The following is a 12497-nucleotide window of genomic DNA, read 5'->3' as shown; positions in this document are numbered from 1 at the left end:
CCCGAGGACGACACCCAGGAGTCCGACCCGCGCGTCGTCTGACCCGTTCCCCCCGCACCGACGCCCCGGTGCCGTTCGGCCCGGGGCGTCGGTGCGGGGGGAACGGGTCAGACGACGCGCGGGTCGGACTCCTGGGTGTCGTCCTCGGGGATGTGGACGTCCTGGACGGTCACGTTGATCTCGGCGACCTCCATGCCGGCGATGTGCTGGATGGCGTCGGCGACGGCGGAGCGCACGTCCTCGGCGACCTTCTGCAGCGGCGCGGGGTACTCGGCGACGATGGTGATATCGGCGGCGACCTGGCGCTCGCCGACCTCGACCTTGACGCCCTGGCCGCGGTCGTCGTTGCCGATCGCACTGCGAATGGCGCCGATCGCTCGGGCCGCTCCTCCGCCGAGGGCGTGGACGCCCGGGACCTCGCGCGCGGCGATGCCGGCGACCTTGGCGATGACGCCGTCCTCGATCACGGTGCGTCCGGATCCGGTGCTGGTCTGACGGGTGGTGGTCGCGGTGGTCTCGGCCATGGTCTCCTCTTTTCGCTCGGGGCCCGATCGCTCGATCAGGCGGGGTATGCAGGTAGGACGCTCCGTCGACGCCGAACGTCACGGTCGGATCCGGCCCGCCCAGGCAACTGCCAGAGAGGCGGGCCGGGCCGGGCCGGTCCTCTCAGGAACGCGGTCGACGCCCGTCGATTCGCCCTCGGCCCGGTGCTGTGGTGGCATGGAGCCGTGACCGACGCGACCGCCCCGCAGGCGCCCCTCCCCGATCGGACGGCCGCGCGCATGCGCCCGCGCGCCCTGCTCGTCCTGGCCCTGATCGGCGCGGTCGGCGGGACCCTGTCGGGCGCGTTCGGCGTCGGCGGCGGGATCGTGATGGTGCCGATGCTGATCGCGTGGGCCGGGATGGACCAGCGCCGCGCCTCCGCCACCTCGCTGCTCGCGATCGCTCCGACCTCGGTCGCCGGAGCGTTCGGCTACGCCCTCGCCGGTCAGGTCGCCTGGGTCCCGGCGGCGGTGATCGCGGCTGCGGCGATGCTCGGGGCGGTGGCCGGATCCTGGCTGCTCGCGCGGCTGCCGCTCGGCGTGCTGCGCTGGATGTTCGTGGCGCTGCTCGTGGCCGCGGCGGTGCGGATGGCCGTGTTCGGCTCGAACGACACCGGCGACGTCGCCGAGGGCTGGGGCGTGTGGCCCGGATTCGCGGGGCTCGGCATCGGGATGGGCGTCGCCTCCGGCCTCTTCGGCATCGGCGGCGGAGCGATCGCCGTGCCGGTCCTGGTCGGCGCCTTCGGGCTCGCGGACCTCCTGGCCAAGGGCACCTCGCTCGCCGCGATGATCCCGACGGCGGTCACCGGCTCGATCGCGAACGCCCGGCGCGGCCTGCTCGACGTGCGGGCGGGCCTCGTGGTCGGGCTCACCGCCACGGCGTTCTCCTTCGCCGGAGTGGCGCTCTCCTTCCTCCTGCCGGCGCGCGTGTCCGGGATCCTCTTCGCGGTCCTCCTCCTGCTCGCGGCGGTGCAGCTCGCCCTTCGCGGGCGGCGCCGCTGAGCCCTGAACGACGCGGACCCCCGCCGTCAACGCCCTGTCCGATCCGTCGCAGACGCTCGTAGCGTCGTCGCGATCGGGCGCGGGCCCGGAGGGGCGGTTGCACGATGGACCAGCAGCAGCAGCGCGATCAGCAGCACCGGCAGCAGCGGCGAGGGGGCGGCGCGAGCCTGCACCGGGACGTCGCACCCGGGGTGCACCGGCTCGAGCACGCCTGGACGAACCTCTACCTGATCGAGGAGGCGGGCCGGTTGACCGTCGTCGACGCCGGTCTCCCGAGGACGTGGCCGTACCTGGTCCGCGCGCTGGAGGTGCTCGGCCGCTCGCTCGGCGACATCGACGCCCTCGTGCTGACCCACGCGCACGTCGACCACCTCGGCGTCGCCCGCAGCCTCGTCCGGCGGGGCGTCCCCGTGCACCTGCACGCGGCCGACCAGCCGCTCGCCGCGCAGCCCTACTCCTACCGCCGCCAGCGCACCCCGTTCGCGTACCCGCTGCTGCACCCCTCCGCGATCCCGGTGCTCGGCGCGATGGCCCGTGCCGGGGCGCTCGCGGTGCCGCCCGTGCACGGGACGCTGCCGCTGACCGCCGGAGAGGTGCTCGACGTGCCCGGGTCGCCCCGCGTGCTCGCGACTCCGGGGCACACCGACGGGCACGTCTCGCTGCACCTGCCCGAGCGCGACGCGGTGATCGGCGGAGACGCACTGGTCACGCTCGACCCCTACTCCGCCCGCACCGGCCCGCACCTGGTCGCGCGCGCCGCCACCGCCGACACGGCGCAGTCCCTCGACTCGCTGCGGGTCCTCGCCGGGACCGGGGCGCGGACACTCCCTGCCCGGCCACGGCGCGCCCTGGCGCCTGGGCGTCGCGGCGGCGGCCGAGCTCGCGGCGCGGACGCCGATCGCCTAGGGCAGGCTCCGCAGGCCGCTCGGACGCCGGTGGCCTGCCTCCCCGGCCGACCCGGTCCCGCAGCCGTGACACCATCGGAGGTGATGTCGATCCCCGGTCCCGCGTGAGCGCGGTCAGCTACCAGGCCGCGTCGATCCCCCTCCGCCTGGCCAGCGCCGGCATGGTCGTCGCCCTCCCCGTCCTCGCCGTCGAGCGTCTCGGCGACGTCGCGCTCGGCGGTGCCCTGACCGGAGCGGCGCTCTTCCCCGCCGTGATCGCCGCGCCGCTGGTCGGCACGGTGCTCGACCGGGTCCGCCGCCCCCGCCGACTCCTGGTGGGCGCCGCGCTCACGACCGCCGTCGCCTTCGCGGTCGCCGCCTTCCTCGGCGAGGTGCCGACGCCGCTCATCGTGGTGCTGCTGCTCCTCGCGGGGCTCGCGACGCCCGTCTACATGGGTGGCATGTCGAGCTTCGTCACGAGCGCCATCCCGGAGCCGCGCCGCGCCTACGCGCAGGACTCGCTCTCGTACACGGTCGCCTCGATCAGCGGGCCGGCCATCGTGGGCCTCGCGGTCGGAGTCGGGGGAGCGCGGACCGCGATGCTCGCCATGGCGGTCCTCGCCCTCATCGGCGTCGTCGGGTCGCTCGGCCTCGCCATGGAGGCCCGTCCGGCGCCGACCGTCGGCGTGCTGCGGACGATCGTCGCGGGCGTCACCCACCTCGTGCGGCACCGTCCGATCGCGGTGGTCACCTCGGCGGGCACCCTCAGCCAGGTCGCGGGCGGAGCGGCGGGAGTCGCGGCGATCAGCCTCTCGGTGGAGCGGCTGGGCAGCACCGACGCCGCCGCGTGGATCCTGACCGCCTTCGCCGTGGGCGGCCTGCTCGGCGCCCTCGCCGTGGCGGCCCGCCGCTGGACCCGCCGTCCGCCGGCGTGGACCATGGGCGCCGCCTACATCGCGACCGGCGCCGTCCTCCTGATCGCCGTCCCCGACCTGGGCATCGTCGCGGCGGTCGCCGCCTTCGCGGTCGCGGGCGTCTTCACGGCCCCCTCGAACGCAGCGATGCTGCTGCTGCGCGACCAGGAGAGCCCCGCCGCCGTCCGCTCGCAGGTGTTCACGATCGGCGCGGGGCTGCGCTCCGCCGCAGCGGCAGTCGGCGCTGTGCTGGCGGGAGCGGCGTCCGGCCTCGGAGCCTCCTGGCTCGTTGCGGGGATCGCCGTGGTCTGGATCGGCTCCGGCCTGCTGCTGCGGCTGTTCCCCGCGCGCGACCGCGACTGACCCGGGCCGAGCGCGGAGCGCTCGGCGGGACCGGCACCACCGCGCGCGGGGATCGCGATCAGGCCGCGACGCCCGCCAGCGTGCCCGTGCTCGGCCCGTTCGGGTCGGTGATCATGCAGTTGATCGTGCGGTCGCCCGTGCCCCAGCTCTCGGCGGTCGGGTAGTAGTAGCTGAAGTCGTACGCCGAGTCCTGGTAGCCGATCCCGGTGAACGACTCGAACGCCGTGACGCAGTCGGTCTCGGCCTGCTCCGTCGCGACGGACTCGCCCGGGTACTCGTCGGCGTCGGCCATCGTCAGGTTCTGGAACACCTCGTAGACGTGCGGGTCGGTGCAGGGCACGGTCGGCACGTCGGTGACCTCGGTCGCCTCCTCGCTGAGCTCGCCGTTCAGGCAGTCGCCCACGCGCAGCTGGAAGACGTCGGTCGTCCCGCCCTCGGTGATCTCCCCGGTCTCGTCGTCGCGGGTCTCGCCTCCCATCAGGCCGTTCAGGCCCGAGCAGCCGGTCAGGCCGAGGGCGAGGGCCGCGCCGGCGGCCAGGACGAGGGCGGTTCTGCGGCGGTTCATGACGACTCCCGGGATCTGCGGCACGGAGGTGTTCCTGTGACGGCTCCCAGGCTAGGGGTGCAGGGCATCCGTCCCGAGGGGGATGCACTCGATCCGGATCTCCACTTTCCGGAGTAGCGGACGCTCAGCCCGGTCCGGTCGAATGGGGTCATGGCTCAGAAGACGGTCGCAGACCAGCTCATCGCTCAGCTCATCGACGCCGGCGTCTCCCGCATCTACGGGATCGTCGGCGACTCGCTGAATCCGATCGTCGACGCGGTGCGCCGCAGCGGCGGATCCGAGAAGGGAGGCATCGACTGGATCCACGTGCGCAACGAGGAGGCGGCCGCCTTCGCCGCCGGCGCGGAGGCGCAGCTCACCGGGCGCCTCGCCGTCTGCGCCGGCAGCTGCGGCCCCGGCAACCTGCACCTGATCAACGGCCTCTACGACGCACACCGCTCCTCCGCCCCGGTGCTCGCCATCGCGAGCCACATCCCCAGCAACGAGATCGGCTCGTCCTACTTCCAGGAGACGCACCCGGACAGGCTCTTCGTCGAGTGCTCGAACTACCGCGAGCTGATCTCGACCGCCGCCCAGGCTCCGCGGGTCGTGAACGCCGCGATGCGCAGCGCGGTGGCGCTCCGCGGAGTCGCCGTGGTCACCCTCCCCGGTGACATCGCCGAGCTGGAGGCGGTCGACGGCTTCCCCGCGTTCGTGCTGCCGTCGACGCCCGTCCTGGTCCCCGCCGACGCCGACGTCCGCGCCCTCGCGGCCGCGATCGACCAGGCGCGGACCGTCGCGATCTTCGCGGGCGCCGGAGTGCAGAACGCGCACGACGAGGTCGTCGCCTTCGCCGAGCTGGTGGGCGCGCCCGTCGGGCACAGCCTGCGCGGCAAGGAGTGGATCCAGTACGACAACCCCTACGACGTCGGCATGACGGGCCTCCTCGGCTACGGAGCGGCGCACGCCGGCATGCACGACGCCGATCTGCTCCTCCTCCTCGGCACCGACTTCCCCTACGAGCAGTTCCTCCCCGACGCCTCGAAGGTGGTGATCGCTCAGGTCGACAGCGACGCCTCGAAGCTCGGTCGCCGCGTCAGCGTCGCGCACCCCGTCCACGGCGACGTGGCGGCGACCCTCACCGCGCTGACCCCGCTCGTGCAGCGGAAGGACCACCGCTTCCTCGACAAGACGCTGAAGAAGCACGAGAAGCTGGTCACCGGAGTCGTCGGGAAGTACACCGAGGTCGGCACGCGCAGCCCGATCCACCCCGAGCTCGTCGCGTCCACGCTCGACGGCCTGCTCTCCGAGGACGCGATCGTCACCGCCGACACCGGCATGGGCAACGTCTGGCAGGCCCGCTACATCACCCCCAACGGGAAGCGGCGCCTGCTCGGCTCGTACATGCACGGCTCGATGGCGAACGCGCTGCCGCAGGCGGTCGGCGCGCAGCTCTCGCACCCGGGGCGCCAGGTCGTCTCGCTGAGCGGCGACGGCGGGCTCTCGATGCTGATGGGCGAGCTGGTCACGGTCGCCGCCTACCGGTTGCCCGTGACGATCGTCGTGTTCAACAACTCCACGCTCGGGCTGGTGAAGGTCGAGATGCTGGTCGATGGCTTCCCGGACTTCGCTGTCGACGTGCCGATGGTCGACTACGCGAAGGTGGCGGAGGCGATCGGCATCCGCGGCATCCGCGTCGAGGACCCGCGCGACGTGGAGGAGGCCCTCCGCTCGGCTCTCGCCGACGGCGGCCCGGTCCTCGTCGACGTGGTGACGGATCCGCTCGCCCTCTCGCTCCCGCCCACGATCACGGGCGCGCAGGTGAAGGGCTTCGCGCTGGCGGTCTCGAAGATCGTGATGAACGGAGGAGCGGGCGAGGCCGTCGCGCTGGCCCGCACCAACATCAAGCACGCCCTCCGATGATCGACGCCCGGGCGCTCGCGAGCGGCACCTGGTTCGTCCGGGGCTCCTCGCTGCCGCTCTGGCGCTCGCGGTCGGGGGTGGCGATCACGTACGCGCCGCTCCCGACCGGCGGGATCGGCGACGTCGTCAGCTGGCGCGGCCGCACGCGCTCGCACTACGTGGTCGGGATCGACACCCCCGACCCGCACGATCCGTCCGGCTTCCGCTGGCGCGGCGTCGAGCCGCTGACCCTCCTCGCCCGCAGCCGCTGGTCGTTCGTCGCCGCCGACGAGGAGGCGGGCTGGGCGCTCACCCGCTTCGCCCGGACGCCGTTCACGCCCGCCGGCGTCGACGTGTACGTCCGCGAGCCGCACCCGGCCCGCGGCGTCCTCGCGGCGGCGCTCGCCGCGTGCGCCGCCGACCCGCGCACGTCCGCGCTGCGCCCGCGCCTCTTCGATGTCGCGCCCTGACTCCTGAGCGCGCGCCCTCCCGTGAGGCGTCACGAACGGTCGTCATCCCGCTTGGATGACGACCGTTCGCGACCCCTCGGCGGTCGTCGATGCGGAGCCCGGTCGGCGAGTGCTCGTCGCAGGCGCTCGACGGAGCGCTCGGGGTGGGGGACGAACTCGGCGCCGACGATGCGGACGACGCGGACCCCGATCGAGGCGAGGTCGTCGTAGCGGCCGAGGTCGCGCGCGAAGCGCCGGTTGCTGGTGCGATGATCGTCGCCCTCGTACTCCCACGCGACCCGCTCCGCGGGGTACCAGCCGTCCGGCCGCCCGACGAAGACCCCGTCGGAGTCGAACAGCGGCTCCTGCAGCACCGGCTCCGGGAGCCCCGCCCGCATGGACGCGAGCCGGAACCGCGACTCCTGCCGCGACTCCGCCCCGTCGCGCACCAGAGCGAGCGCGGCGCGGAGTCGCACCGAGCTCCGACCGCGGAAGGCCGACACGCGCTCCCGCAGGTCGGGCAGCGGCACCCAGGGCCGTTGATCCGCCGGATCGCCGACGACCGGCGTGCGCACCAGCGCGTCGCCCACCGCGACGAGGTCGTCCGGCTCGAGGAGCGCGGAGAGATGGCAGAAGAGCGAGGCCGGATCGGTGAGGGGGAGTCCGCGGCGGAGGACGCGGCGGACGTCGGGATCGGCGAGGGCGTGGCCGACGACGTTCCGGTGCCGGGGAGCGCGTCCCGGCCGGCGGACGCTGACGTGCACCGGCTCGTCCGCAGCGGCGGGCGGGAGGTCGAGCGGCCAGAGCCGCGCCGCCGTCACGTGGCTCAGGAGCGCCTCCGGACCGACCAGCGCGAGGAGCGCCTCCGCGCGCAGGCGCAGGTCGGGGTCGGGGTCGGCGGTGCGGACGCCGTGGAAGGGCCGGTGGAGGTCGGAGCTGCGGAGCCGCCCGCGGCTCAGACCGCTCGCGCGAGCGTCAGCGACGGTGAAGGCGCGGCCGCGGAGTCCGATCGGAAGCGGCGAGGGATCGTGCATCCGGCCACTGTCCCGCCTCCCGATCCTCGTGAACCGGTTCTCCACAGGTCGGATCCGCCGCCCACCCCGCTCGACCGCGTCCATGCGTCACGAACGGCCGCCATCCCGCTCGGATGACGACCGTTCGCGACCCCTCAGCGAGCTGGTGCGCGCAGGTGCGGGCGCGTCACTCGCCGAGCGTGATCGCCTGCGCCTCGACGAGCTCGGGCTCGGGCTCGTGGGCGTCGGCGCGGGCCAGGGTGCGGCGTCCGAGCAGCACGATCAGCGCGGCGACGGCGACGGCTCCGGCCGCGGCGTACATCGGGAAGGCCGGCGAGATCGCCGCGGCCAGGGCGGAGGCGGCGGGCGGGGCGATCGCGCCGCCGAGGAAGCGGACGCCGGAGTAGGCGGACGAGGCGACGGAGCGGGGCAGGTCGGTCGCCTCCATCACGCACTCGGTGAGCACCGTGTTGACGACTCCGAGCAGCAGGCCGCCGACGATGATGCAGACGATCAGGCCGACGCGCGACGAGATCACGAGGCCGCCGGCGATCAGGTCGAGCGCGAGCAGAAGCAGCACCGAGCGCAGCACGACGGTGCGCGGGAGGCGCCGGGTGAGCAGCGGAGCGACGAACACGGAGGTGATCGCCACGCCCAGGCCCCAGCCGAAGAACGTGAAGCCGAGGCCCATCTCGTCCAGCCCGAGCGGGTAGGGCGTGTAGGCGAGCAGCATGAAGAAGCCGATGTTGTAGAACAGGGCGGCGCCCGCCAGCGTGCGGATGGCCGGGACCTTGAGGGCGGCGAAGGGCGCCGAGAGCGGAGTCGGAGAGGGCTTGGGGCCGTCCTCGCGCAGGAGCGTCGCGATGGCGATGAAGCCGACGGCCATCAGCACGGCGGTCCCGAAGAACGGGCCGCGCCACGAGACGCTGCCGAGGAGCCCGCCGAGCAGCGGGCCGATGGCGATGCCGATGCCCAGCGCGGCCTCGTAGAGCACGATCGCCGCGGAGGAGCCTCCGCTCGCCGCGCCGACGATGGTCGACAGGGCGGTCGAGATGAACAGCGCGTTGCCGAAGCCCCAGCCCGCGCGGAAGCCGATGACGCCCTCGACGCTGCCCGCCGTGCCGGCGAGCGCGGCGAACACCACGATCAGCACCAGGCCGATCATGAGGGTCTTCTTGGCGCCGATGCGGCTGGAGAGCCAGCTGGTGAAGAACATCACGACGCCGGTGATGACGAGGTAGCTCGTGAAGAGCAGCGAGGTCTCGGTCGGAGTCGCCTGCAGGCTCTCGGCGATGGCCGGGAGGATCGGGTCGACCAGGCCGATCCCCATGAAGGCGATCACCGCGGCGAAGGCGACGGCCCAGACGGCCAGCGGCTGCTTCAGGATCGAGCCCTGGGCGGGCGAGTGGGGGGAGGTGGTCACGGCGTGGAGCCTTTCTCGGGGGAGGAGGGGAGGGGGGTGCCGGCGATGCGGGCGACGCGGGCCTCGACGAGGGTCGCGGCGCGCTCGAGGGCGAGGCGGTCGTCCTCGTCGAGGCCCGCGAACAGCGGGGCGAGGGCGGCCTCGAGGCGGAGCCGGTGCTCGGCGAGGGCGTCGAAGCCGGCGGGAGTGCCCTCGATCAGCCAGGCGCGGCCGTCGCCGGCGTCGTGGACGCGGCGGATCCAGCCGGCCTCGTCGAGACGGGCGATGATGCCGGTCATCGTCGGCTGGGTGACGCGGACCCGCTCGGCGAGCTCGCCGAGGCGGGAGGGGGAGGCGGTGCGCAGCTCGGCGAGCGTCGACCAGACGGCTCCGGACTGCGCGCCGAGCCCGGTCGCGCCGCTCGCCCGGCCCGCGAACCGCGTGAGGGCGGTGGCGGCGGAGGCGAGACGCACGGGGGCACTGGGATCGGGCACGAGAAACAATATAGCACGCCTATGTAGTTCGGTGGAGGGCGCTTCGAGTCCACCCTCCATCGGGCGCACTCACTGACGTTCTCCTCCGCTTCTGTGACAGGATCGTCCGTATTCGCGCGTCCACTCCCGCGATCACCGATGGAAAGAGAAGTCATGTCCCCCAGCGAGCACGACGTCGTCGTGATCGGAGCCGGTGCCACCGGACTCACCGCGGCGCTCCGGCTGCAGCAGCACGGCCTCGACGTCGTCGTCGTCGAGGCGCGCGAGCGCGTGGGCGGGCGGCTCGAGACCCGCGTGGTCGACGGGCAGCTCCTCGAGCTCGGCGGCCAGTGGGTCTCGCCGGACCAGACGGCGCTCCTCGAGACCCTCGACGAGCTCGGCCTCGGCACCTACTCCCGCTACCGCGAGGGCGAGAGCGTCTACATCGGCGCCGACGGCTCCGCCCGCCGCTTCACCGGCGACATCTTCCCGGGGAGCGAGCGCACCGAGTCCGAGATCTCCCGCCTGATCGAGGTGCTCGACCGCCTCGTCGCCGAGACGGACCCGGCGGCGCCGTGGACGCATCCGCTCGCCCGCGACTACGACCGCATCACCTTCGCCGCCTGGCTGGAGCCGCAGAGCGACGACGAGGAGGCGCGGGCCAACATCGCCCTCTTCCTCGCCGACGCCATGCTCACCAAGCCTGCGCACGCCTTCTCCCTCCTCCAGGCGCTCCTCATGGCCGCGAGCGCGGGGAGCTTCAGCAACCTGGTCGACGCCGACTTCATCCTCGACAAGCGCGTGATCGGCGGCCTCCAGCAGGTCCCGGAGCGGCTCGCCGAGCGCCTCGGCGCCGAGCGCGTCCTGCTCGGGCACCCGGTCCGCTCCGTCCGCTACGGCGACGACGGGGTCGAGGTGCGCGCTGACGGCGTCGTCCTCCGCGCCCGCCGCGCGATCGTCGCCGTGCCGCCGAACCTCGTCGGCCGCATCTCGTTCGACCCGCCGCTCCCGCGCCTGCGGCAGCAGGCCCTGCAGCACCAGTCGCTCGGCCTCGTGATCAAGGTGCACGCCACCTACGCCACGCCCTTCTGGCGCGCCGACGGCCTCTCCGGCACCGCGTTCAGCCCGCACTCGCTCGTCCACGAGGCCTACGACAACTCGAACCACGGGGAGGAGCGCGGCACCCTGGTCGGCTTCGTCTCGGACGAGAAGGCCGACCGCGTGCTCGCGCTCGACGAGGCGGAGCGGAAGGCCGCGATCCTCGACTCGCTCGCCGCCTACTTCGGCCCGGCCGCACTCGATCCGGTCGTCTACTACGAGAGCGACTGGGCGTCCGAGGAGTGGACGCAGGGCGCGTACGCCGCGAGCTTCGACCTGGGCGGGCTGACCCGGTACGGCGCGCTGCAGCTGGAGCCGGTGGGTCCGCTCCGCTTCGGCACGAGCGACCTCGCCGCCGAGGGCTACCAGCACGTCGACGGCGCCATCCGCGTCGGCAGGCGCCTGGCACAGGAGATCATCGACGAGGACGGCGCGACCGCACCGGCCCCCCGCAGCGAAGGAGCACAGCCCGCATGAGCACCCACTACGCCGTGATCGACCCGGCCACGGGGGAGACCCTCCGCGAGTACCCGACCCTCGGCGACGCCGAGCTGACCGCGGCGATCGGCTCGGCGCAGGACGCCTACTCCTCGTGGTCGCGAACCGTGCCCGTCGCGACCCGCGCGGCGCTGATCGCCCGCGTGTCAGAGCTGCACGTCGAGCGCGCCGACGAGCTCGCGGCGATCATCGTCCGCGAGATGGGCAAGCCACTCGACCAGGCGCAGGGCGAGGTCGGCTTCGCCGCCGACATCTACCGCTACTACGCCGAGAACGGCGAGGCCTTCCTCGCCGACGAGCCGATCGAGCTCGCCGAGGGCACCGGCTCCGCGCTGATCCGCCGCGCCGGGCTGGGCGTGCTGCTGGGCATCATGCCGTGGAACTTCCCCTACTACCAGGTGGCCCGCTTCGCCGGCCCGAACGTGGTCGCGGGCAACACGATCCTGCTCAAGCACGCGCCGCAGTGCCCGGAGTCGGCCGCCGCCATCGCCGACATGTTCCGCACCGCGGCCGAGGAGCTGGGTGCGCCCGCCGGCGTCTACGTGAACCTCTACGCCACGAACGAGCAGGCCGCGACCGTCATCGCCGACCCCCGGGTCCAGGGCGTCTCCGTCACCGGTTCCGAGCGGGCCGGCGCGGCCGTCGCGGAGCTCGCGGGCCGGCACCTGAAGAAGGTCGTGCTCGAGCTCGGCGGCTCCGACCCGTTCGTGCTCCTGTCGACCGACGACCTCGACAAGGCGGTCGAGGACGCGGTCGCCGCGCGCCTGGACAACAACGGCCAGTCCTGCAACGCCGCGAAGCGCTTCATCGTGATCGACGAGCTGTACGACGCGTTCGCCGAGAAGTTCACGGAGGCGTTCACCCGCGCCCAGCCGGCCGATCCGTTCGCGGAGGGCACCCTCCTCGGCCCGCTCTCCTCCTCCGCCGCGACGGAGCGACTCGAGGCGCAGCTGGCGGCCGCGCGCGAGCAGGGGGCCACCGTCCGCGCCAGCGGCGAGGTGACCGGCAACTTCTTCCCGCCCGCCGTGCTCGAGGGCGTCACGCCCGAGATGGACGCCTACCGCGAGGAGTTCTTCGGCCCCGTCGCCGCGCTCTACCGCGTCCGCGACGAGGACGAGGCGATCGCCCTCGCGAACGACACCCCCTACGGCCTCGGCTCCTACCTCTACACGACCGACCAGGAGCAGGCGCTGCGCCTGGCGGACCGGATCGACGCGGGGATGGTCTGGATCAACCTCGTCCTCGGCGACGCGGCCGAGCTGCCCTTCGGCGGCGTGAAGCGCTCGGGCACCGGCCGCGAGATGGGCCGCCCCGCCCTCGAGGAGTTCGTGAACAAGAAGCTCATCCGCATCGCGTGAGACGGGCGCGGGCCGGGCCCCGGAGTCGATCCGGAGCCCGGTCCGCAGCCGCTCG

General features: G+C 73.7%; 12 protein-coding genes. 7 read left to right on the top strand and 5 right to left on the bottom strand.

The annotated features are described in order from the left end of the window. Positions 1 to 107: 107 nt before the first annotated feature. On the bottom strand, positions 108 to 524 hold the full coding sequence (locus C5C63_RS05040) for an Asp23/Gls24 family envelope stress response protein (protein WP_104225148.1): 417 nt from the start codon (positions 522 to 524) through the stop codon (positions 108 to 110). A gap of 204 nt (positions 525 to 728) precedes the next feature. Here C5C63_RS05040 and C5C63_RS05035 point away from each other — a divergent pair, with 204 nt between their 5' ends. The 3 genes from C5C63_RS05035 to C5C63_RS05025 all read left to right on the top strand — a co-directional run bounded on the left by C5C63_RS05035 (position 729) and on the right by C5C63_RS05025 (position 3705). Continuing rightward, complete coding sequence (locus C5C63_RS05035) at positions 729 to 1544, top strand: sulfite exporter TauE/SafE family protein (protein WP_104233037.1); 816 nt, start codon at positions 729 to 731, stop codon at positions 1542 to 1544. A gap of 104 nt (positions 1545 to 1648) precedes the next feature. After that, the gene (locus C5C63_RS05030; RefSeq protein WP_308471539.1) at positions 1649 to 2557 is read left to right on the top strand and encodes an MBL fold metallo-hydrolase; all 909 of its coding nucleotides are present in this window, start codon (positions 1649 to 1651) and stop codon (positions 2555 to 2557) included. Next, the gene (locus tag C5C63_RS05025) at positions 2554 to 3705 is read left to right on the top strand and encodes an MFS transporter (protein ID WP_104325605.1); all 1152 of its coding nucleotides are present in this window, start codon (positions 2554 to 2556) and stop codon (positions 3703 to 3705) included. Before C5C63_RS05030 ends, C5C63_RS05025 begins: the two co-directional genes overlap by 4 nt. Positions 3706 to 3763: 58 nt before the next feature. Here the strand turns inward: C5C63_RS05025 and C5C63_RS05020 are convergent, their stop codons facing one another. Further along, positions 3764 to 4270, bottom strand: coding sequence for a septum formation family protein (locus C5C63_RS05020; protein WP_104226088.1), 507 nt, complete (start codon positions 4268 to 4270; stop codon positions 3764 to 3766). 150 nt (positions 4271 to 4420) lie between these two features. On the opposite strand from C5C63_RS05020, the gene C5C63_RS05015 reads away from it, so the two are divergent. Continuing rightward, entirely contained in the window at positions 4421 to 6172 is a 1752-nt protein-coding gene (locus tag C5C63_RS05015) for a pyruvate dehydrogenase (RefSeq protein ID WP_104226089.1), read from the top strand. Then, positions 6169 to 6621, top strand: coding sequence for a hypothetical protein (locus tag C5C63_RS05010; protein WP_104325604.1), 453 nt, complete (start codon positions 6169 to 6171; stop codon positions 6619 to 6621). The genes C5C63_RS05015 and C5C63_RS05010 overlap by 4 nt, the downstream gene beginning before the upstream one ends. 29 nt (positions 6622 to 6650) lie before the next feature. Here C5C63_RS05010 and C5C63_RS16955 read toward each other — a convergent pair whose 3' ends face one another. From C5C63_RS16955 to C5C63_RS04995, 3 genes are all read right to left on the bottom strand, one after another. Next, positions 6651 to 7634, bottom strand: coding sequence for a hypothetical protein (locus tag C5C63_RS16955; RefSeq protein ID WP_104325603.1), 984 nt, complete (start codon positions 7632 to 7634; stop codon positions 6651 to 6653). A gap of 166 nt (positions 7635 to 7800) precedes the next feature. Further along, entirely contained in the window at positions 7801 to 9036 is a 1236-nt protein-coding gene (locus C5C63_RS05000) for an MFS transporter (RefSeq protein WP_104325602.1), read from the bottom strand. Beyond that, the gene (locus C5C63_RS04995; protein ID WP_181110557.1) at positions 9033 to 9509 is read right to left on the bottom strand and encodes a MarR family winged helix-turn-helix transcriptional regulator; all 477 of its coding nucleotides are present in this window, start codon (positions 9507 to 9509) and stop codon (positions 9033 to 9035) included. The genes C5C63_RS05000 and C5C63_RS04995 overlap by 4 nt, the downstream gene beginning before the upstream one ends. 153 nt (positions 9510 to 9662) lie before the next feature. Here C5C63_RS04995 and C5C63_RS04990 point away from each other — a divergent pair, with 153 nt between their 5' ends. Next, entirely contained in the window at positions 9663 to 11063 is a 1401-nt protein-coding gene (locus tag C5C63_RS04990) for an NAD(P)/FAD-dependent oxidoreductase (protein WP_104325600.1), read from the top strand. Next, the gene (locus tag C5C63_RS04985) at positions 11060 to 12442 is read left to right on the top strand and encodes an NAD-dependent succinate-semialdehyde dehydrogenase (protein WP_104233045.1); all 1383 of its coding nucleotides are present in this window, start codon (positions 11060 to 11062) and stop codon (positions 12440 to 12442) included. Before C5C63_RS04990 ends, C5C63_RS04985 begins: the two co-directional genes overlap by 4 nt. Positions 12443 to 12497: the final 55 nt, after the last annotated feature.

Source organism: Rathayibacter sp. AY1B8 (assembly GCF_002932775.1).
In the GTDB taxonomy this organism is placed as follows: domain Bacteria; phylum Actinomycetota; class Actinomycetes; order Actinomycetales; family Microbacteriaceae; genus Rathayibacter.
This window is presented reverse-complemented; position numbering and strand designations above follow the sequence as displayed.

Excerpts from the sequence above, each read along its gene's own strand:
- C5C63_RS05040 (WP_104225148.1), bottom strand. The coding sequence starts at position 524 with ATGGCCGAGACCACCGCGACCACCACCCGTCAGACCAGCACCGGATCC.
- C5C63_RS16955 (WP_104325603.1), bottom strand. The coding sequence starts at position 7,634 with ATGCACGATCCCTCGCCGCTTCCGATCGGACTCCGCGGCCGCGCCTTC.
- C5C63_RS04990 (WP_104325600.1), top strand. The coding sequence starts at position 9,663 with ATGTCCCCCAGCGAGCACGACGTCGTCGTGATCGGAGCCGGTGCCACC.
- C5C63_RS05010 (WP_104325604.1), top strand. The coding sequence starts at position 6,169 with ATGATCGACGCCCGGGCGCTCGCGAGCGGCACCTGGTTCGTCCGGGGC.
- C5C63_RS05015 (WP_104226089.1), top strand. The coding sequence starts at position 4,421 with ATGGCTCAGAAGACGGTCGCAGACCAGCTCATCGCTCAGCTCATCGAC.
- C5C63_RS05030 (WP_308471539.1), top strand. The coding sequence starts at position 1,649 with ATGGACCAGCAGCAGCAGCGCGATCAGCAGCACCGGCAGCAGCGGCGA.
- C5C63_RS04985 (WP_104233045.1), top strand. The coding sequence starts at position 11,060 with ATGAGCACCCACTACGCCGTGATCGACCCGGCCACGGGGGAGACCCTC.
- C5C63_RS05020 (WP_104226088.1), bottom strand. The coding sequence starts at position 4,270 with ATGAACCGCCGCAGAACCGCCCTCGTCCTGGCCGCCGGCGCGGCCCTC.